Annotated in this window: 14 protein-coding genes; 9 read left to right on the top strand and 5 right to left on the bottom strand. The window is 50.6% G+C overall.

The genetic code is table 11. The annotated features are described in order from the left end of the window. Positions 1-8: 8 nt before the first annotated feature. The 4 genes from uxaC to CHB92_RS06865 form a co-directional block, all read right to left on the bottom strand. Positions 9-1472 carry a glucuronate isomerase gene (gene uxaC, locus CHB92_RS06880; RefSeq protein WP_089318459.1) on the bottom strand — a complete coding sequence of 488 codons (1464 nt, stop codon included), beginning with the start codon at positions 1470-1472 and terminating at the stop codon, positions 9-11. After that, complete coding sequence (uxuA, locus tag CHB92_RS06875) at positions 1438-2646, bottom strand: mannonate dehydratase (RefSeq protein ID WP_089318458.1); 1209 nt, start codon at positions 2644-2646, stop codon at positions 1438-1440. The genes uxaC and uxuA overlap by 35 nt, the downstream gene beginning before the upstream one ends. A 677-nt stretch (positions 2647-3323) precedes the next feature. Next, on the bottom strand, positions 3324-5288 hold the full coding sequence (locus tag CHB92_RS06870; RefSeq protein ID WP_089318457.1) for a RagB/SusD family nutrient uptake outer membrane protein: 1965 nt from the start codon (positions 5286-5288) through the stop codon (positions 3324-3326). Between the two features lie 12 nt (positions 5289-5300). Beyond that, complete coding sequence (locus CHB92_RS06865) at positions 5301-8435, bottom strand: SusC/RagA family TonB-linked outer membrane protein (protein ID WP_089318456.1); 3135 nt, start codon at positions 8433-8435, stop codon at positions 5301-5303. A gap of 821 nt (positions 8436-9256) precedes the next feature. Here CHB92_RS06865 and CHB92_RS06860 point away from each other — a divergent pair. The 4 genes from CHB92_RS06860 to CHB92_RS06845 all read left to right on the top strand — a co-directional run bounded on the left by CHB92_RS06860 (position 9257) and on the right by CHB92_RS06845 (position 14517). Further along, positions 9257-10333, top strand: a complete 1077-nt coding sequence (locus CHB92_RS06860) for a LacI family DNA-binding transcriptional regulator (protein WP_089318455.1) — start codon at positions 9257-9259, stop codon at positions 10331-10333. Positions 10334-10349: 16 nt separating this feature from the next. Further along, positions 10350-12515, top strand: a complete 2166-nt coding sequence (locus tag CHB92_RS06855; protein ID WP_089318454.1) for an alpha-glucuronidase family glycosyl hydrolase — start codon at positions 10350-10352, stop codon at positions 12513-12515. 21 nt (positions 12516-12536) lie between these two features. Next, on the top strand, positions 12537-13295 hold the full coding sequence (locus CHB92_RS06850; protein ID WP_089318453.1) for an SDR family NAD(P)-dependent oxidoreductase: 759 nt from the start codon (positions 12537-12539) through the stop codon (positions 13293-13295). Between the two features lie 154 nt (positions 13296-13449). Then, complete coding sequence (locus CHB92_RS06845) at positions 13450-14517, top strand: endo-1,4-beta-xylanase (RefSeq protein ID WP_245842358.1); 1068 nt, start codon at positions 13450-13452, stop codon at positions 14515-14517. 116 nt (positions 14518-14633) lie between these two features. Here the strand turns inward: CHB92_RS06845 and CHB92_RS06840 are convergent, their stop codons facing one another. After that, a complete protein-coding gene (locus CHB92_RS06840; RefSeq protein ID WP_089318451.1) occupies positions 14634-15662 on the bottom strand; it encodes a LacI family DNA-binding transcriptional regulator in 1029 nt (342 codons plus the stop codon). A 220-nt stretch (positions 15663-15882) separates the two neighbouring features. Here CHB92_RS06840 and CHB92_RS06835 point away from each other — a divergent pair, with 220 nt between their 5' ends. From CHB92_RS06835 to CHB92_RS06815, 5 genes are all read left to right on the top strand, one after another. Next, positions 15883-17367 carry a xylulokinase gene (locus tag CHB92_RS06835; protein WP_089318450.1) on the top strand — a complete coding sequence of 495 codons (1485 nt, stop codon included), beginning with the start codon at positions 15883-15885 and terminating at the stop codon, positions 17365-17367. A 32-nt stretch (positions 17368-17399) separates the two neighbouring features. After that, entirely contained in the window at positions 17400-18731 is a 1332-nt protein-coding gene (gene xylA / locus CHB92_RS06830) for a xylose isomerase (protein WP_089318449.1), read from the top strand. Positions 18732-18771: 40 nt separating this feature from the next. Then, positions 18772-20226 (top strand): D-xylose transporter XylE, encoded by a 1455-nt coding sequence (gene xylE, locus CHB92_RS06825; RefSeq protein ID WP_089318448.1) that lies wholly within the window; start codon positions 18772-18774, stop codon positions 20224-20226. A gap of 151 nt (positions 20227-20377) precedes the next feature. After that, positions 20378-21409: a sugar kinase gene (locus CHB92_RS06820; RefSeq protein WP_089318447.1), complete on the top strand. Its 1032-nt coding sequence runs from the start codon at positions 20378-20380 to the stop codon at positions 21407-21409. Between the two features lie 17 nt (positions 21410-21426). Continuing rightward, on the top strand, positions 21427-22080 hold the full coding sequence (locus tag CHB92_RS06815; RefSeq protein ID WP_089318446.1) for a beta/alpha barrel domain-containing protein: 654 nt from the start codon (positions 21427-21429) through the stop codon (positions 22078-22080). Positions 22081-22159: the final 79 nt, after the last annotated feature.

The following is a 22159-nucleotide window of genomic DNA, read 5'->3' as shown; positions in this document are numbered from 1 at the left end:
GGTTAGGCCTAATGAAAGGGAAAGTAATTCTTAGCGTTATAATAGCAGATATCCTGTACTAACTTGCCAACCCAGGGCAGGTCAGCAGGAAGCATGCCCTGCTCTATGTCGTTTCCGAATATGTTGCACAGCAGTCTTCTGAAATACTCATGGCGGGAGTAGGACAGAAAGCTACGTGAATCGGTCAACATACCAATAAAGCAACTGATCAGGCCCATATTAGACAAGGCATCCATCTGTGCTTTCATACCATCCAACTGGTCCAGGAACCACCAGGCAGAGCCGAACTGCATTTTACCTTTCACTCCGCTGCTCTGGAAGTTACCCACCATGGCCGCGAAGGCCGCATTATCTGCAGGGTTCAGGTTATAGATGATCGTCTTTGCCAGCTGGCCAGTACGCTCCAGCTCATTGAAGAAAGCGGCCATCGTTTCGGTCTGTGGGAAATCGCCGATAGAATCATAGCCTGTGTCAGGACCATTTACCTGCAGCATGCGTGAATTGGTGTTTCGCAAAGCCCCCAGGTGAAACTGCTGCACCCATCCTTTCTGGCTGTACATTTTGCAGAGCTCCAGGAGCACAAATCCGCTGAACGCGTCCTGATAGCTTGTAGCCTCCTCATCGTTCCCATTCAGCACGGCGACAAAAACCTTCTCCAGGTTGCCAGCCCCTTTGCCTGCCAGGGGCAAATAAGACAGACCATGGTCTGCAATGCGGCAACCATTCTCATGGAAGAAGTTTACCCGCTGCTGTAATGCCTCAAGAAGCGTATCTATACTGGTAATCGTTATCTCGCTTGCCTCTGACAGCTGCTGCAGGTATTGCCTGTAGGCTGTTCCTCCACTCAGATTTAGTGCCTTGTCCGGACGGAACGAAGGCAACACTTTTACCTCAAGGGACGAGGCCGCTATCTGCTGGTGATATGCCAGGTTATCCACCGGATCGTCTGTCGTGCCGACCATCTCCACCTTAAAATGCTCTAACAAGCCCTGGGGAGTGAAATTCGGCTGTTGCAAAAGCCTGTTCCCAAGGCCATATACTTCCAGCGCATTTCTACCGGAAAGCAATTCTGTAATGCCAAAAGGGTTTTTCAGCTCCATGTGTGCCCAGTGATAAAGCGGGTTACGCATGGTATAGGGAAGCGCCTCTGCCCACTTCACGAACTTATCTTCGTCGCTGGCATCCCCTGTTATAAACCGCTCGTCAAACCCCAGGGTTCGGAGGGCGCGCCACTTATAATGATCCCCTGCCAGCCAGATTTGCGTCATGTTGGCAAAGTTCTCGTTTTTGGCAATCACCTCCGGCGACAGGTGGCAGTGGTAATCTATAATCGGCAAGCCCTGGGCATAATCGTGGTACAAGCGCCGGGCTGTCTCTGTCTGCAATAAAAAGTCCTCGCTTAAAAAGCTGTTGGCAACTTGCGGATACAGAGCTTCTTTAGCCGAGGTTGGTAACGGTGTATTGTGGATCATGTAAGTCTTTTTTAAAAATCGAGCGCTCTATTCCCATCTCTAGTCCTCTTAGCTCGGCCAGGCCACGCAGTCTACCAATAGCAGAGTAGCCGGGGTTCGTTGTTTTCACTAAATCATCCAGCATCTGATGTCCGTGGTCCGGGCGGAAAGGAATAGGCTGCTCCCGCTCCTGGTTTAGGGCGATCAGTTCTTTCATCACGCTGTACATGTCCACATCGCCAGCCAGATGATCCGACTCATAGAAGTCGCCGGCCTCATTTTTCAGCACGTTCCGCAAGTGCGCAAAGTACACGCGGTGCCCTACGGCTTTAATAATGCTAACCGGGTCGTTGTGTCTGCCCGCACCCAGAGAACCCGTGCAGAAGCAAATCCCGTTTGCCGGACGATTCACGGTATCAATGATGTACAAGAGATCTTCTTTGGTACTGGCTATGCGGGGCAGGCCAAGAATAGGATACGGCGGATCATCGGGGTGAATCGTCATGTTGATGCCTGTTTCCTCGCAAACGTCCATAATGGATTGCAGGAAGTACACCAGGTTCTCGCGCAAGCCTTCAGCCCCTATGCCTTTATATATCTCGATGCTTTGCAGCAACTGCTCAATCGTGACGCTACCCTCTGTGGGAACTCCCATCAGGATGATGTCGCTGAGTGCCTTCAGCTCTTCTTCAGAAAAGTGCTGGTATTTCTCTTTTGCCTTGCTTACTACGCTTTCAGCATAATCCTTTTCTGCCCCTTCTCTTTTAAGAATGAACATGTCAAAAAGAGCCAGCTCTGCCCAGTCGAAATACAAAGCCTTGGCTCCGTTCCACAGTTCGTAGGCCAGGTTCGTGCGGGTCCAGTCCAGTACCGGCATAAAGTTGTAGCATACCGTTGCAATGCCACAGGCAGCCAGGTTACGGAGCGTCTGGCGGTAGTTCTCCAGATAAGCTTCGCAATCGGCGCTTCGGGTTTTGATGGCCTCATGCACCGGCACGCTTTCCACCACTACCCACTTTAAGCCAGCGGCCTCAATAACATTTTTCCGCTCCTGAATCTCCTCCAGTGGCCACACGGCACCATGCGGTATATGATGCAGCGCACTCACCACACCTGTTGCCCCTGCCTGTTTCACGTCTTGCAACGAAACGGGGTCTTTGGGGCCGTACCATCTCCAGCTTTGTATTAAGGACATATTTAATTCTTTTGTAAAGCGTGTAAAGACTTTTTCTTTTTGAGCTATAATTTAATCTTATTCTTGTTCAAATGAGGGATACTAGGCGAGCGTGTGCAATAAGAAGTCCTTATAGCCACTACACTCAGACGAAATAGAGGAAAAGAAGGAGCCGGGAGTCCCCTCTTTTCCTTCCTCATTCTAAACTAAAGAAATCAACTAACCTTTTCCTTTAACTTTTCGCAACCTCTTTAGCCTGTTGCAGGAAATCTTATCTTTGCCTGAGCTTTCAGCCCTTCCTCTATGCAGGAGCAAGTCTGCTCTAAAAGCACCTTTCAAAGTAACTACTCACTAATATACACAAACTTGAGTATATTTTGCACTTATTGCAACCGATTTCATGATTTTGTTTTCAACAAGTTGCTTTTTCATTGCTCCAATTATCACTCTGCCACAACACCGCGCTGAACCAGTTACCTCACCAGCTCCATCTTATATTCTGCTATCGTTTCAACAGCTCCCACCAGAATTAACAGCGGCATCTCAATTATTTTCTAGTCGTTACCCTACCTAATCATTGTCTTTTAAAAAAACAGGAACAACAGGCATGATAGGGCGGGTAAAATCGAACAACCGATACAAAAAGAAAGGGAGCCTATGTTAGGCTCCCTTTCTTTTTGTATTCAGATAACTTACCCCTAGTTGTATCCCGGGTTTTGATAGGCAGCTTTTTCTGCCGGGCTCATTTCCATCGCGTCGAGCTGCCCCTGCGGGATAGGACGCAGATAGTGATAGGGCTGAATGCTGCGCGTTACCGTCACCGGCGTATGGTCTCCGTAGTTGCTTCCGCCAATCTCATAAGTAGAGGCAAGGTCGTCCCATTTTTGTGTGCGCACCAGATCAAACCAGCGATAGCCTTCGCCATAGTACTCACGCGAACGCTCTGCCAGGATATAGTTAATATCTATGGTTTGTGGCGTTGCCGCCATCATCTCCTCGCTATGGTCTTCTACCTTTACAGTGTTACCGTTATTGTCATAGCGCCACTTTCCGGCACGTGCGCGAATCACGTTGATCAGCTCTCTGGCGCTTTTCCCTCCTTGGACAGCCGCCCCCTTCACAGCTGCTTCGGCCGCTATAAAGTAGAACTCAGAGAATTTGGCAATGTTAAAAGGACGGGTACTGCCGGCATTTGGCTGCCCTAATCCATCACCATTGTCGGTACGGTAAGGCCCAAGCTTCCAGAGCCCCGGATACACGATCCTGCTAATACCACTCGGTGCTACCACATAATCGGCTCTGCCTGGCAACTCCCCAGCACCAATGTTACTTTTACCTGCCCCACTCGGATAGGCAACAGGCGTTGCAGGGTCTTCATTCAGGAACGTCAGGATGGCCTCACCTGGCTTAACCTGCATGTTGTTGGCATTGATAACAAACTCAGGTGCTTCCGCCTTGTTGCTATAGCCTTTCGGCCAGTTAGCACGATAAGCTGTCGTGAAAGTACCGTCGTAACGGGAGTCATGGGTTTTATCGGCAAAGGTGTTTTTGATTACCCCGATAGTAGGAGCCATACGGGTCCACGGGCGCCCTAAGTCCTGAGAGGCTTCCCGCTGAACAGAGCTCATCGGTTTGTTGTCTTTCGGATTGATGCTTCTAATATTGGTATAGTTCCACGTCATCATCCAGCCAGCAAAGTTATCAGGGGCGCCACCACCGCTATACGTAAGACTGCCTCCGTTGTAAAACTCGCTTGTCTCGGTGTGGTCGGCGTACAGCAGTATCTCCGGGTTACGGTCGTTTGTCGCCAGGTTAACGTCAAAATAGGTATCCTGCAAACGGAAAGGACCCGGATTGTCGATAGCGGTTGTGGCCACATCATATGCCTGCTGATAATACCATTGGGCATTGTGGCCGTCAGGGTCAGTTCGGGAGGTCTCTGGATAAGTAGGAATGTTATCCGGGTTTTCCAGCCACCAAGCGTAAGTTAGGTAAGCTTTTGCCAGATAAAGGCGTGCAAGCGTTTGCGTTGCACCGCCGGTGACACGTGGACTTACCGGCAAGTCCTCTACCGCTTTTAACAGATCCGGAAAGATAGCCTTCGTGTAAACCTCCGGCACTGTGTTACGAACAGAGGCTCTTGAAGGCTTCGTGTTAAATTTCAGCTCTCCTGCACCCAGATCCAAAGGCACACCACCGAAAGTTTGCACCAGATAGAAGTAATCGAATGCACGGAAAAATCGGGCTTCGGCAACCAGCGCGTCCGGAATACTTCCTACTTTGGCAGCGTTCTCAATGATACCACTGGCAGTGTTAATATTAGAGAAAGAGGCTCCCCACAACACATCGGCACGGCTGTCGGTGGAAGTGATTTCCCCCTGGCCTGATATATCCATTACCTTAAAGTTTTGATCTGCGCTTTGCGCATATGTTACTTCATCGGTACCGGTTTCAGTGGTGTTATAGTAGTAGGCTTGTCCGTATATGTAACGCAGGTGGGCGTACATCGACGTCAGCCCCCCGTAAACGCCTTTCTCCGTCTGGAAAAAACCAGGTTCATAAATACTGCGCGGCTGTTCTTCCAGAATGTCCTCGCAAGATGACAGGGATAAAGCCATCATCAAGGCTGTCCCTATAAAAGCTTTATTTTTAATAAATTTCATCTTTGTCTTTTTTTAGAATGTCACATTGAGGCCTATCAGGTAGTTGCGTGTGGCGGGCGCGTTCGTACCTATCGTCAGCAGACGGCTTGGGGTACCACCCGTTACCGCCACGTTCTGGTTGGCGTAGGAGTTGGTCTCAGGGTCCATGCCTGACTCTCTGTGGTATGGTGAGAACAGCACAAAGGGGTTCTGCGCCGTAGCGTAAAGCCGTAGGTTGTTGACACCGACTTTTTCCAGCCAAGAGCTGCTTTGGAAGTTATAGCCTAGCGTAATGGTGCGTATCTTCAGGTACGATGCATCAAAATAACCCAGCGTGCTAGCATATTTAGGGTTGTCGCCACTTCTTAAGCTTGCCGGATTCGGATATTTAGCGTCGGTGTTCTCCGGTGTCCAGTAGTCCACGTCAACGTTGCCTCTGCGTCCGCTCAGCATGTTCAGATAACCAGATGCTCCATAGAGGGTACTGTTAAGAATTCCACCACTCTGGAAAGCAGCCACAGCAGTCAGATCAAATCCTTTATACCCTACGCGGGTATTGAAACCACCCTGGAAATCAGGATTTGCGTTCATAATCTGTCTGTCATCAGCTCCAATCTGTCTTACAGGTGTACCATCAGAGTTGTACTCGCCGGTATATCTCACCTTGATCATACCAATTGTTCTGGAAGGATCAGCAGGGTTCGGCTCCAGGATATCCCGATGCGGGTCGTTCTCCTGCCAGAGCCCTATCTTCTCGTAGTCGTAGATCACGTTGATTGGGTGGCCGACAAACAACCAGTTGTTCTTATCTTCATTTGCTCCCGAAGCAAGCGCTACAATTCTGTTGCGGTTGCCATATACGTTAACACCCGCTTCCCATGTCCAGCCGTTAAGGTCTTCCAGAATTACAGCATTCAGCGAAAGCTCCAGGCCTTTGTTTTGAGTCGAGCCTATGTTTGCTGTATAGCTGCTAACACCCGAGGTAGGAGGCAGTCCAAGGCTCAGCAGAATATCGTTGGTGTTGGTAACATAGTACTCCACTGTACCTGACAGGCGGTTGTTTAGGATGGCGAAGTCCAATCCGTAGTTCCATGTCTCAGAGTACTCCCACCCTAAAGCAGGATTCGGCAATTGGGACACATAGTACCCGGTTTCGTAGACATCAGGCCCAAAGTTGTAAGGCCTGGTGCTCAACAAACCAAGTGTCGAGTAAGGGCTAACAGCCTGGTTAGAGGTTTGCCCGTAACCTACCCGAAGCTTCAGCCTGTTTACTAGGCTTATATCCTGCATGAACGACTCTCTGGCAAGGTTCCAACCAAGCGACACGGCAGGGTAAGTATGCCACTTATGTCCTGGAGCCAGCCTGGAGGAGCCATCAGAGCGAACTGTAGCGCTCAGCATGTAGCGATCGTCATAAGAGTACATGGCGCGTCCCATCCACGACAACAAGCCCCATTTTGTATAGTGCTGGTCACCAGGGTTAACTGTGATTTCGCCGGCGGCCTGCCCCAGGTTGTAGAACTGGAAGGCGTCGGAAGGAATGTCCCTTGCCGCCATGCGTGATCTGTTATACTGCTCCTCTGAGGCAGAATACAGGCCTACCAGATTCACGTTATGCTTGCCAGCAAAGGTGCGGTCGTAGGTCAACAAGTTCTCAATGGTCCAGTTGGTTGTAACTGCGTTGCTTACAGAAGCCGTTGAGAGGGTTGTAGGATTTGCGCTGTTTACCCCGGCTGCTGTGTAGGCGCCCCCATGGCTCTGGCGATAGTTCAAGCCAAGGTTGGCACGGTACTTCAAGCCCTCCACTCCCGGGATTTCCACTTCGCCATAGAGGGTATTATATGTTGCAAAAGCTCTGGTTTGGCTCAGCCACTCATCAGTTAAATCCTCCACGATGTCTCTTGTGTAGAGCCAGGTTTCATCTAAAGGTGTTCTGATGGTTCTTTTCAGCGTGCCATCCTCATTATACGGGCTGGCAAGAGGCGACATACTCAGGATGCCATACAAGCCCACGTTTGAACCTTCCGTGATGTTGTAGTTATTGTATGTACTGAAGCCAACGCGGAAGTTTTCACCTATCCCCTGGTCAATGCTACCACGCATGGAGTAACGGGTGTATTGCTGCGTTGGAATAACGCCTTCATCCTCAAAGTAACCTACACTGAAGTTGTAGCGGCCCTGTTCAGTACCACCTGAAACGCCAACGTCATGGCTTGTTGTGATACCAGTTCTGTACAACAGGTCCTGCCAGTCGGTGTTCACACCCTCGGCCTCATCTTCCCCTAGTTGTCCTGTAAACAGCCCGGCTGCCTGACGCAGCGCAAAAAGCTCCGCCCCATCCATCATGTTGTATTTGGCAAAGACATTTTTAACACCATGGAAACTGTTGTAGCTTACCTGTGGCTTTTGACCTGCTTTGCCTGTTTTGGTTGTTACCAATATAACGCCGTTGGCACCACGCGAACCGTAAATGGCTGTCGCCGAGGCATCTTTCAAGATATCAATGCTCTTGATGTCGTTCGGGTTGATATCAGAGATAGCCCCAGGAAAAGGGATCCCGTCCAGCACAACTAATGGATCATTTTCTGCAGAGATAGAGCGCGTACCGCGAATCCGGATTTGCATGGAGGCACCCGGCTGAGAGGATGACTGCGAGAACTGCACTCCAGGAAGACGGCCTTGCAAAGCTTGCGTGATATTACCTGATGGCACTTTGGCAATTTCCTCTGAGCTTATAGAAGCAACTGAGCCTGTTACAGCCTCTGCCCGCTGTGTACCGTACCCCACTACCACTACCTCCTCAAGGGCTTTGGCGTCTGTACCGAGTTGCACATTGATAGTAGCGCGGTTATTTACAGGCACCTCCTGAGTCTGGTAACCAATAAAGGAGAACACAAGCGTGCCGGTGCCGTTCGGCACGTTAATCGTATAACTACCGTCTGCACCTGTTGGGGCAGCGACTGTAGTTCCTTTCAGGAGCACCGTTACCCCTGGTAGGCCTGTTCCGGTTTCTACGTCTGTAACGCGACCGGTTACGGTGAGTGCTTGTGCCATTGCCTGTATGCTTACCAAAAGGCAGGTAAACAGCATAACGGCAACAAAAGTGACTTTCGGTACGCACACCGGCAAAGCCACTAGTCTGAAGCGTTGTGTAAAACGATGTTTCATGACAAAAAACAGTGGTTAGATGTTGAGGGTTTGTATTAAGTTATTGAGAGACACAGGCAAAGCAGCCTGTGTAGTGGAATGCATGATTAACCGCATGGGAGGCGCACAAGCCAGAACAGGCTCCCTGCAACCGATTTCTACAGAGACTAATGGTGTGGGAAAGTCTTGCTGCCAGTAGTTTGCTGTGACAGCCCTCTTGCATGCGTCTTCTCATAAATAAACTGCGGTAATTCGTACTAAGTATTTTAATAGCAACTACTTGTTTCTTACATAAACAGGGCCTCATGCCCACTTCCATGCCTTTATTCCGGCAACAGAAGCACTTTATTATCTATAAGCTCTTGGCCTCTCCCCCATGGAATTGCCAAAGCACTTATTCTTATGAGAAGCATGGCTGGTCCTGGTTCCAACATTAAAACCAGTTTCCGCCTGACGCTAGCCTTTCGATAAAAGTGGATTGGCGCCCCTTTTCGACAGGCCTTGTTTACAGCAAAAGCAGCCCTTTAAAAGTAACTACTCACTGACGTATACAAACTTGGAGATATTTTATGGCTAATACAACCGATTGCGGAAATTTGTTTTAAAAATATTCCAAGCCGTTGGCAGCAAGACACCACACAACCACCAGCACAAGCCCAGTAACAGGGAAAAACTCAGCCAAAACAGCGTACAGAGTGTTTTAGTCAAGTGACTGCTCATTTTATACGCCCTTACAAAGCGCTGTTTCAGCTCAGAAAGAAAAACTTTTTGAATGATTGAGGAGTAACGCACTTTTAAAAATGAAATATGTTGCATAAATTGTTGCAAAAATTGCGGGGAGAATGAGCAAAGAGATAACTATTTATGACATCGCGAAGGAACTGGACGTTTCCCCTACCACTGTTAGCAGGGCGCTGAACGACCATCCCGCCGTTAACAAGAACACCAAGCAGCGGATTTTTGACGCAGCCAGTTCAATGGGGTACCGGTCCAACCTGTTTGCCAGCAACCTGCGGAGCAAGCGCACCAACACCATCGGCGTCATCGTTCCTATGTTGAACAGCCACTTTCAGTCTTCTGTCATTGCGGGTATGGAAAAGGTAGCCAACCAGGAGGGCTATAACCTGATCATCAGCCAGTCGTTGGGGGCCGCTGAAAAAGAAATTGCCAACGCCAAAACGATGTTTAACAGCAGAGTGGACGGGCTACTCGTATCCTTGGCGCATAACACAGGAGACACTTCTCACTTTGACCCTTTCTTTCAGAAGGGGGTACCGGTCATTTTCTACGACAGGATCGCAGAGCACCAACAGGGCATTGGCATTGTGATTGACAACATGCAGGCCGCTTACAAAGCCACCACGCACCTGATTGAACAAGGCTGTACACGAATTGCCCACATCAGCGGCAGCCCTAAGATTAATGTTTATGCAGAACGCCTCAAAGGCTACAAGTATGCCTTGATAGATCACAACCTGCCGTTTGATGAGTCTTACGTTTTGGCGGGAAGCAAACTAAACGAGGAAGCCGGAATAGAGGCCGCCCGGCAAATACTAAGGATGGACCCAATGCCTGATGGCATTTTTGTGTCTAACGATACCTGTGCCGCCAGTTGCATCAAAGCCTTAAAACAGGCAGGCAAATCCGTGCCCGAAGACATTGCCGTAGTAGGCTTTAACAATGACTCTATCTGCGGGATTGTAGAACCCAGCCTCTCCACAGTGGATTACCCTGGCTATGAAATGGGGGAAGTTGCTGTAAGAAGCCTTCTGAACCTTATCAATGGTGTTTCTGATGCACACATCACCAACACGATTACCTTACGTTCAGAGCTAATTGTCAGAGAGTCCTCCACCAGAAAAGCTTTTGCCGCACGAAGCGCAGCAGACGCGGAAACACAGAAGAAAGTTTTATACTAAACTCCCCTTTACTGTTATGAAGAAACACGTCTTGTCATCTCTCGGCTTATTTTTACTGCTGCTGTCAGTGATCAACCACTCGTATGCAGAGGACGGATACAGGCTGTGGCTGCGGTACGACCAGGTACAGGACCCGGCTAAACTAAAAGCATACAGGCAGGCTATCCAAGAGGTGGTGGTACCGGGGAACTCCCCTACCCTCTCCGTGGCTCAGCAAGAACTTAAAATGGGCCTCAGCGGCTTGTTAGGCAAACCTGTACCTGTTAGCCAAAAGCCTTCGCAACGAAACACCCTGGTGGCAGGCACTCCTGCCAGTTCAGCCTTGATAAAAGACTTAGGCCTCGGCGACAAGCTAAAAACAGTTGGCGATGAGGGTTATCTGCTATTGACAGCAAATAAGAAAGGGAAGAAATACACCGTAATCGCCGCCAATACCGACATAGGTGTTTTATACGGCAGCTATCATTTTCTAAGGCTCCTGCAAACACAGCAGGACATCAGCAAACTTTCTCTGGCCAGCGCCCCTAAAACAAAGCACCGTGTGCTGAACCATTGGGATAACCTGGACAGGACAGTGGAGCGGGGCTATGCCGGCTTCTCATTATGGGATTGGCACAAACTCCCAACCTATATTGACCAGCGCTACATCGACTATGCCCGTGCAAACGCTTCTATCGGCATCAATGGTACAGTTCTAACCAATGTGAACGCTAATGCCCTGGTGCTTACTGAGGAGTACTTAAAGAAAGTAAAGGCCCTGGCCGACGCTTTCCGCCCCTATGGCCTGAAGGTGTACCTAACCGCCCGCTTTAGTGCCCCAATTGAAATTGGAGGCTTGGAAACAGCCGACCCACTGGACCCGAAAGTGCAGGCCTGGTGGAAAAAGAAATCTGACGAGATCTACTCTTATATTCCTGATTTTGGCGGCTTTCTGGTAAAGGCTAACTCCGAAGGGCAGCCTGGTCCACAGAATTACGGCCGAAGCCACGCTGACGGCGCAAACATGCTGGCAGATGCGGTGGCACCGCACGGCGGCATCGTGATGTGGCGCGCCTTTGTATACAGCAACGAAGAACCCGAAGACCGTGCCAAGCAGGCTTACAACGAGTTCAAGCCCCTGGACGGGCAATTCAGAGATAACGTGATGGTACAGGTGAAAAACGGGGCAATCGATTTTCAGCCGCGCGAGCCTTTCCACCCGCTGTTTGGGGCCATGCCTAAAACACCTATTATGATGGAGTTCCAGATCACGCAGGAGTACCTGGGGCAAGCCACCAACCTGGTGTACCTTGCTCCCATGTGGGAAGAGGTGCTGGACGAAGACACTTACGCCGAAGGGGAAGGCTCTACGGTGGCAAAAGTCATTGATGGGACACTGAATGGCCATCGCCTTACAGGGATGGCCGGCGTAGCGAACATCGGTACCGACCGCAACTGGACAGGCCATCAGTTCGGGCAGGCCAACTGGTATGCCTTTGGTCGCATGGCCTGGAACCCCTACCTCTCCTCAGAAGAGATAGCCGAAGAGTGGATAAAAATGACTTTTTCCAACCAGGAGGAACTGGTGGAGAAACTGGAAGACATGATGCTGAACTCCCACGAGACATTGGTAAACTACATGACCCCGCTTGGTCTGCACCATATCATGGGGTGGTCGCATCACTATGGCCCAGGGCCCTGGATCAAGGATAAGCACCGCGCCGACTGGACCTCCGTTTACTATCATCGTGCAGACGAAAAAGGAATTGGCTTTGACCGTACCAAAACAGGCAGTAACGCGGTAGCCCAGTATTTCCCACCTGTGGCAGAAAAGTACGGCAACGTGGAGAAGACACCTGAAAAATACCTGCTCTGGTTCCACCACCTGCCCTGGGATTATAAAGTAAAGTCTGGCAGAACCCTGTGGGACGAAATGGCCCTCCGCTACCAGGGTGGTGTGGACAGCGTCCGCCAGATGCAGCAGACCTGGAATGCCCTCGAAGGCAAGATAGACCCGGAGCGCTTTAAACATGTGCAGACATTCCTGGAGATTCAGGAACAGGAGGCCGAGTGGTGGCGCGATGCGGTGCTGCTTTACTTCCAGACCTTTTCTAAAAGGCCTTTACCGGAAGGAGTTGAAAAGCCGGAGCACACCCTTGAATATTACATGCAATTAGACCCGAAGTTTGTTCCGGGTATTTAAATAAAGACACTTATAGCAAACATGAACGAGAACACCGCATCAGCGCAAAAAGTAGCCATCGTAACAGGAGGAGCATCAGGCCTTGGCTATGCTATTGCAGAAAAATTTGTAAACAGCGGCATCCGCACTATTGTGATTGGCCGGAATGAGGAGAAACTGAACGCGGCCAAAGAAGCCTTCGGCGCGCTGTGCTCTACCATTTCCTTCGACTTGAGCAACCTGCAGGGCATCCCGGAACTGGTAGAAAGCATTGCCAAAGAGTACGGCCAGATCGACATCCTCGTGAACAATGCTGGCATCAACATGAAGAAGCCATTCACGGAGGTGACAGACGACGAGTTCCAGCGCATCATCCTGACGAATGTGAATGCCGTTTTTGCGCTGAGCCGGGAAGTAGTGAAGGTGATGCTCCCGCGCAAGAAAGGAGCTATCGTCAACATCAGTTCCATGGCCTCCCAGTACGGCATCCCCAAGGTAATCGCTTACACTGCCTCTAAGTCTGCCATCGAGGGGATGACCCGGGCTATGGCCGTGGATTTATCTCCGGAAGGTATCCGCGTGAACTGCGTGGCACCTGGTTTTATTGCCACCGATATGTCGGCCAAAGCCTTGAACAACGATCCGGAGCGCAAGAACAAAGTCCTGTCCAGAACGCCAATGGGTCACTTAGGAGAGCCGGCAGACGTGGCAGAGGCGGTACACTACTTTGCATCAGATGCGGCTAAATATGTGACAGGCACTGTACTGACTGTAGATGGTGGTAACTCCATCGGGTTTTAAGCACCTCTACCCGAGAACAAATGCATCTTATTATAAACCTGAACCCAAATTTATAATGAAAATTCAAAGAGCTTTCCTTGCCCCTTCCCTGCTAGCAGCGTGTTTAGCTACTTCCTGTGCCGACTCTAACCAAGTGGCTGAACAGGCTACTGTTATGCAAGCAGCTACAGAGGCCCCTGTATCTTTGAAACAAGCCTTTAAAGATGATTTCTATGTAGGCGCTGCGTTAAACGGCCGGCAGGTAAGCGGTAATGATGCCAAGGCCCTCAACCTGATACAGGAGCAGTTTAACACCATCAGCCCGGAGAACCTCCTCAAGTGGGAGTCTGTGCACCCTCAGCCGGACGTGTATAACTTTGAACCGGCCGACAACTACGTAACCTTGGGAGAACAGGAAGATATGTTTATTGTGGGGCATACCCTTGTATGGCACAACCAGACGCCGAAGTGGGTGTTCGAGGATGAGCAGGGCAAGCCGGTGAGCAAAGAAGTGCTGCTAAAGCGCATGGAAGACCACATTAACACAGTAGCGGGGCGGTACAAAGGCAAGATCGACAGTTGGGATGTGGTGAACGAGGCCTTGAACGACGACGGGACGCTGCGGCAGTCTAAGTGGCTCCAGATCATCGGGGAAGAGTACCTGCAGAAGGCGTTCGAGTTTGCGCGCCAGGCCGACCCGGAAGCAGAGCTATACTACAACGACTATAACCTCTGGAAGCCTGAGAAACGCGCTGGTGCTGTTCGCCTTGTACGCAGCCTGCAGGAGAAAGGCATTAAAGTGGACGGCGTTGGGATGCAGGGGCACTACGGCCTGGAGTCTCCTTCCCTGGAGGATATTGAAGCAAGCATCAAGGCTTTCTCTGACCTGGGCGTGAAGGTCTCCTTCTCTGAAGTAGACATTGATGTATTGCCTAACCCGAGCGGCAGAGCAGGCGCGGACATTGACGCGACCTTCGACTTTGACGAAAAGTACAACGTGTACACAACGGGGTTACCGGACTCTGTGCAGCAACAGCTGACAGCGCGTTACGCCGAACTGTTTGACCTTTTTAAAAAACACAGCGATAAGATCGACCGCGTGACCTTTTGGGGTGTGACAGACAACGACTCCTGGCTAAATAACTGGCCGATCAAAGGACGCACAAGCTATCCCATGCTCTTTGACCGTGAATATCAGCCGAAGCCGGCCTATGAAGCGGTATTGAAAGCTGCAGCTAAGTAGGACAGTCTTAAACCTCTGGGGCTTTAAATCATTAGGAAAAGAAGCTCCAGAGGTTTATTTTCATGGGAGGGCAATTTTTCTGTTGTACTCGCTCTCCTAGTGGGTAGAAGGGGTCCTTAAGAAGAAGCCAGGCGCTCCGTAGATGCCCGAACGATCAGGCTTGGATCCAGCACAATCCGTTTTGGCAGGTTGTTATACAGGTCCTCTGATCTTAGCATCTTTAAAAAAAGCTCGGCGGCAGCTTCGCCCATTGGCACCGTTTGCTGGTCGATAGAGGACAAGCCTGGTGTAACCAGTGCGGCAAAGGATTCATTGGCAAAACCGATGACACCCACCTCCTCTGGTACCCGCACCTTGTAAGCCAACAATTGCTGCAGCACACCCATTGCCGTAAAGTCTTCGAGGGCGAAGACGGCATCAAAAGATACCTCTCGCAGGTACAGGTCTCTGATGCATTGGCGGCCAAAGTCCAGGGAAAAGTCTCCGTACAGAATGAGGCTTTCATCCACAGGAAGGTTATATAGTTTTAGAGCATCCAGGTAGCCTCGCAGCCGTTCTTTGAAAATGCCAATGGTTTGCTTCGCCGTAATGTGCACAATGCGTTTGTAACCTTGCCTTATCAAGTGCTCTGTTGCCAAAAAGCCGCCTTTATGATCGTCTATCGTAACAGAAGGGACATGAAGGGACTCCACCACCCGGTCGAAGAACAGCAGCGGAATCCGTCGCCGCCTGATCTCAGAAAAGTGCTCATACTTTGTCGTCTCCTTCGCAACAGACGCTATAATACCCGCCACCCTGGAGTTCAGGAACGTTTCTATTCCTTTCTTCTCGCTTTCATAAGACTCATTTGATTGGTAGAGCAGGATGCTGTACCCGTTTTCGTTGATGATCTTTTCTATACCATGCACGACAGAACTAAAGAAGCTAACATCCAGGCTGGGCACAATAACACCGATCGTGTTGCTGTGGCCGGAACGGAGGGAGGAGGCCAACTTATTCTGGCGGTAATTAAGTTTTTGCGCTGTTTCCCGCACCGACTTTTTGGTCGCCTCGCTAATGGCCGGATGATCATTAAGCGCCCGGGCTACAGTTGAGAAGGAAACGTTCAGCTCTTTGGCAATATCATGTATGGTAACTTTTTTCAATGGTTTCTAGGAGATAAAAGAGACTAAAAAGGCAAAGTTAACTTTTCTGGCAGCCATAAAAGGAACTGCACGGCATTTACCTCTGTCTGTAAAAGAATAAGTAAGTAAACACTTGTAAACATAAAGAAAAGTTTCCAAATTTATGCCAACGTTGGCATAAGAAGCTGGCCTCTTTCTGAAAACATAAAACAAATAACAAGCTGCTCAAACCATAGCACATATGTTACTATTAGGTATAGACGTAGGTACTTCTTCCATCAAGGTCTCGGTGGTGGATGCACAGTCACAGAAGACCCTCGCTTCGGCACAATATCCAGACACAGAAACTGCCATCAACTCTCCCCAGCCAGGGTGGGCGGAGCAGTCGCCCGAAATGTGGTGGGAGCATACCCAGCAGGCCATCCGGAAGGCAAATGCCAGCGGCAGCTACAATCCAAAGGACATCAGTGCCATCGGTATCGCTTACCAGATGCACGGCCTGGTAGTGGTAGACAAGGAGCAGCAGGTACTGCGCGATTCGATCATCTGGTGCGACAGCCGTGCCGTGGAGATCGGCAACCAGGCATTCGACGCCATTGGCCATGAGAAAAGCCTTTCGCACCTGCTTAACTCCCCTGGTAACTTTACCGCCTCCAAGCTGGCGTGGGTAAAGGAAAACGAGCCGGAGACCTACAGCAGCATCCATAAGATCATGCTGCCCGGCGACTTTGTGGCCATGAAACTGACCGGCGCCATTACCACCAGCCCCTCTGCCCTTTCAGAAGGCGTGCTCTGGGATTTCAAGAAGGACGAGTTGTCGGAAGACGTGATTCAGCACTTTAAGTTCGAGAAAGCACTTATCCCGGAGGTAAAGCCTGTGTTTTCAGAACATGGCAAGGTAAAGCAAGACGTTTCGGAAACTTTGGGTCTGAAAGCCGGGATCCCGGTTACGTATAAGTCGGGGGACCAGCCGAACAACGCGCTGTCCTTGAACGTGCTGAGGCCTGGCGAAGTGGCGGCCACGGCAGGTACTTCCGGCGTGATCTACGGCGTAAGCGACCAGTTGGTCTACGACCAGGAGTCCCGGGTAAATTCCTTTGCACACGTAAACTATGCCTCACAGGAGAAGCGGGTGGGCGTACTGCTCTGCATCAACGGCACGGGCATTATGAACAGCTGGGTAAAGAACAACCTGAGTGGCGGCCAGGATTACGTGGCCATGAACGAGGCGGCGGAAAAGGTGACCATCGGCAGCAAAGGACTCCGCATCCTACCTTTCGGAAACGGGGCCGAGCGCATGCTCAACAACAAGATGATCGGAGCGCATTTCCACAACATAGACCTGAACCTGCACACGCAGGCGCACATCTACAGGGCAGTGCAGGAGGGCATCTCCTTTGCCTTCCGTTATGGACTCGATATTATGCGGGAGAACGGCATGAACCCGCAGGTAATCCGGGCCGGGCAGGCCAATCTGTTCCTGAGCCCGCTGTTTGCGCAGGCTTTTGTAGATGCAACGGGTGTACCAGTAGAGCTTTACCAGAATGATGGCAGCGTAGGCGCCGCATTGGGAGCGGGTATCGGTTCCACTGTGTTTACAACGCCGGAAGAAGCTTTCAGCAACTTCAATCCTGTCAAGCTCGTCGAGCCGAAGTACACAGCCGAGTACGAGCCGGTGTACCAGGATTGGAAGGCCCTTTTAATGAATCAACTAAATAAGAAATAAAACAAACCCATAAACTTATAAACACTTAAACCATGGCAAATCCGCTTATTGGAGAAAAAGAGTATTTTAAAGGAATAGGACAAATAAAATACGAAGGTCCGGAGTCTGACAACCCATTAGCGTACCGCTGGTACGACGAGAACAGAGTAGTAGCCGGCAAAACCCTGAAGGAGCATCTGCGCTTTGCGGTAGCCTACTGGCACTCTTTCAACGCGAACGGTTCTGACCCGTTTGGTGGTCCGACCCTGCAGTTCGCTTGGGACGAGAAGACTGATGCTGTTGAGCGAGCGAAAGACAAGATGGATGCAGCGTTTGAGTTCATCACGAAAATGAACCTGCCGTACTACTGCTTCCATGATGTGGACGTGGTGGACTACACCAACGACATCAACGAGAACGAAAGACGCCTGCAGGCACTGGTAGAATATGCCAAGCAGAAGCAGGAGCAGAGCGGCGTGAAGCTGCTGTGGGGAACTGCCAATGTGTTCTCGCATAGCCGCTACATGAACGGTGCCTCTACAAACCCGGACTTCCATGTGCTGTCGCATGCCGCTGCACAGGTAAAGGCTGCACTGGATGCTACCATCGCCCTGAACGGGGAGAACTATGTGTTCTGGGGTGGCCGCGAAGGTTACATGAGCCTGCTGAACACCGACATGAAGCGTGAGCAGGACCACCTGGCCCGTTTTCTGCACACGGCCAAAGACTATGCCCGCAAGCAAGGCTTTAAAGGCACCTTCTTTATCGAGCCGAAGCCAATGGAGCCAACCAAGCACCAGTACGACTACGACTCTGCCACAGTGATTGGCTTCCTGCGTAAGTACGACCTGCTAAACGACTTCAAAATCAACATTGAGGTAAACCACGCGACATTGGCGGGCCATACCTTCCAACACGAACTGCAAGTTGCTGCTGATGCCGGCCTGCTAGGTTCGATCGACGCAAACCGCGGCGACTACCAGAACGGTTGGGACACAGACCAGTTCCCGAACAACCTGAACGAGGTAACGGAGGCAATGCTGGTGTTCTTGGAAGCAGGTGGGCTGCAAGGTGGCGGTATCAACTTCGATGCAAAGATCAGAAGAAACTCTACGGATCCGGCTGATCTGTTCTATGCACACATCGGTGGCGCCGACACCTTTGCCAGGGCGCTTATCTCTGCTGATAAGATCCTTCAGAACTCGGACTACAAGAAAATCCGTGAAGAGCGTTATGCTTCGTTTGACAGCGGCAAAGGCAAAGAGTTCGAGGAAGGCAAGTTATCGCTGGAGGACCTGCGTCAGTATGCCATCGACAACGGGGAGCCTGAGGTAAAAAGCGGACGTCAGGAGTACCTGGAGAACGTGGTGAACCGCTACATCTAGGCCAGCCAAGATTTTTAAATAAACCCCTTTTCCTTTAGTCATGATAAAGAACGAAAAAGAAACGGCCGGGCAAAACCTACCCTACATTGCCGGGATTACGCTGATCGCCACCTTGGGTGGACTACTCTTCGGCTACGATACAGCCGTTATTTCAGGTGCTGAGCGATCGGTGCAGCTCTACCTGGTAGACAGCCTGGGGCTTAGTACCTGGGTGCATGGGGCTACTATCTCCAGTGCCCTGATCGGGTGTATCATAGGTGGTGCCATTTCGGGCGCTATTGCATCCGGGATAGGCCGTAAAAAAGCCTTGATCATTGCGGCACTTCTGTTTTTTATATCCGCCCTGGGCTCAGGCTACCCTGAATTTTTGTTCTTTAATGTGGGCGAGCCCACCATGGGCTTGCTCTACATGTTCAACTTTTACAGAATAATTGGCGGGATAGGGGTAGGTCTGGCCTCAGCTGTAGTTCCCGTGTACATCGGTGAGATTTCTCCGGCGAACATGCGTGGCCGCTTGGTTTCATTGAACCAGTTCGCGATCATCTTCGGCATGCTGGTGGTGTACTTTGTTAACTGGGGAATTGCCAGCGGGCAGCCTGTTGAATGGATCAATGAGGTGGGTTGGAGAAGGATGTTCATCTCGGAAGCGATCCCCGCTGGTCTGTTTGGCTTCCTGTTGTTTTTTGTACCTGAAACGCCACGATACCTGAGCATGGTCGACAAAGACCAGGAGGCACTCAAAATCCTGACAAAAGTAAACGGTCCTGAAAGTGCCCGAAAGATCCTTGCGGACATTAAAAACACCGTGGAGCACCATTCGGGCAAGCTGTTTTCTTACGGAAAGGTTGTCATTGTTATCGGCATTTTACTTTCTGTGTTCCAGCAGTTCGTGGGGATAAACGTAGCCCTGTACTACGCCCCGAGGATTTTTGAAAGCATGGGCGCGGGCAAAGATGCCTCCTTGCTGCAAACAGTGGTGATGGGTATTGTGAACGTAATCTTTACAGTGGTTGCCATCATGACCGTAGACAGATGGGGTAGAAAGCCGCTGTTAATGGTTGGCTCCATTGGTATGGCCTTTGGCATGTTCGCTATTGCCGGTCTTTCCTACTTTGAGATCATCGGAATTGGCACCTTGGTGTTCATCATCATTTACACAGCGTCTTTCATGATGTCGTGGGGACCGATCGCCTGGGTGTTAATATCAGAGATCTTCCCGAATAAGATCAGGGGTAAAGCCGTGGCGGTGGCTGTTGCTGCGCAATGGGCTGCCAACTTCTTCATCTCTGCCACCTATCCGTCTATGATGGAGTTTAGTGGTGCGTTTACCTATGGCTTCTACGGCGTTATGAGCGTCCTGTCCTTCTTGTTTGTATGGAAAATGATCCCTGAGACGAAAGGAAGGTCACTGGAAGACATGGAAGAGCTTTGGAGAAAAAAGGCAAACCTAACACCTGGAGAGCCCTCTGTGGCGACAGAAAGAACAAGAGCATAAAGCAGCTCCCTGTCATTCGCCTTGCTTGTCGGGGTTGATGACAGGGACGCTTTATCTGATTTGAAGTGGGAGTCTGTGAGGTCCGGTAAGTGTTACGCTGGCGGGGCCTGCAGGCTCCCACTTATTTTTTTAACAAGAAGTAACGCAACACATGAAAGAAGGAAAAATACTTGCTTTCGGAGAACTCCTTTGGCGCCTGGCCTCTGCCGACAACAGTTTACAATTCGCAGACAACACGCTTCAGATGTACCCCGGAGGGGCGGAGGCAAACGTAGCCGCATCCCTGGGTCAGTGGCAACTGCCTTGTGCTTACCTTACCAGCGCCCCAGAAAATGAGCTAGCAACCAAAGCGCTGCAAACACTACAGGCATGCGGTATCGACACAGGTCCTGTCTTGAAACAGGGAGACCGGATGGGCTTGTACTTTCTGCTATCAGCCAATGGCCTCAGTACCGGACAGGTGGTCTATGACCGGAAGTACTCTTCCTTTAGTCAGCTCACGCCTAACACCATCGACTGGGAAGCCTTGCTCCAGCATTATTCGTGGTTCCATTGGAGCGCTATCTCTCCTGCCCTAAATGAGAACGTAGCGGCAGTATGCCAGGAAGCGCTTGTTGCCGCCAGCAAGCTTGGTCTAACCATATCCGTAGACCTGAACTACCGGAACAAACTCTGGAACTATGGTAAAACGCCTTTGGAAGTGATGCCGGAACTCGTACAATACTGCGACGTGGTAATGGGCAATATCTGGGCTGCCAACACCATGCTAGGCACTTCCCTTGCCACAGGGCTAAACCGTGAGACGAGCCAGGAAGAATACCTCACTCAGGCAGAACAAACTGCAAAGGAAATTCAGGCCACCTACCCACAATGTAAGCATATCGCCTTCACCTTCCGCTTTATGGATAGCCCGAAGCATAATCTCCTCTACGGCACTTATCATCAGGGAGACAAGCATTATACCTCTGCCATGTACGAGACCTTTGAGCTGGTAGACAGGATAGGCAGTGGAGACGCTTTTATGGCCGGGCTGATCTACAGCTTGTACCAGCAGTTGGATGGCCAAGCCATTGTAGACTTTGCTACGGCTGCAGCCTTTCAGAAACTCTTTGTTTCAGGTGATTTCGGGAAAAACACCATACAGCAAATCCAAGAAAACATAACTTCAGCCAAAACCTCATAAAAGCATAATCACAAACTATGGCAAGCGATAAAAAACAGGTCCTGGACCAGATCCTGAAAACCCCAGCTATTCCGGTTTACTATAACGATGACCCAAAGGAGTGTATCGCGGTACTCAAGGCCTGTTATGCAGGTGGCATCAGGGTATTCGAATTCACTAACCGTGGAGCTGCAGCCTTAGACAATTTTAAAGCCTTAAAAGAAACTGCCCTGGCAAACTTCCCTGACCTGAAACTTGGCATCGGCACTATAAAAGACAGCAGCAGTGCAGAGGCATTTATAGCGGCAGGTGCAGACTTTATTGTGAGCCCTATCATGGACGCAGAGGTAGCCAGTACCGTACATCAGCACGAACTGCTCTGGGTACCCGGCTGCATGACGCCAACCGAGATTGCACAGGCAGAGAAAGCGGGAGCCTCTTTAGTGAAATTATTTCCGGGCAACGTACTGGGTACCGCTTTTCTGGGCGCCATCAAAGCACTGTTCCCGGATCTCTTGTTTATGCCCACAGGCGGTGTAGCGCCAACAGAGGCCAGCATAAAGGAATGGTTCACAGCCGGCGTGAAAGCCGTAGGCCTGGGCTCTAAGCTGTTTGAGCGCGACAAAGCTTCTGGAGAGGGCCACGAATGGCTGAGTAAGCGCTGTGCGCAGATGCTGGAGTGGGCAAGGTAAAAGAGCGCCACACATCAGGACAAATGATAAAGGGTGGATCCTAAGCCAGGACCTCCTACAGGGTTTGCCATAAGGGAAG

Origin of the sequence: Pontibacter ummariensis, from assembly GCF_900188175.1 — a bacterium.
GTDB classification, from domain to species: domain Bacteria; phylum Bacteroidota; class Bacteroidia; order Cytophagales; family Hymenobacteraceae; genus Pontibacter; species Pontibacter ummariensis.
The sequence above is the reverse complement of the archived record's forward strand: the minus strand, read 5'-3'. Positions and strand labels throughout refer to the sequence as shown.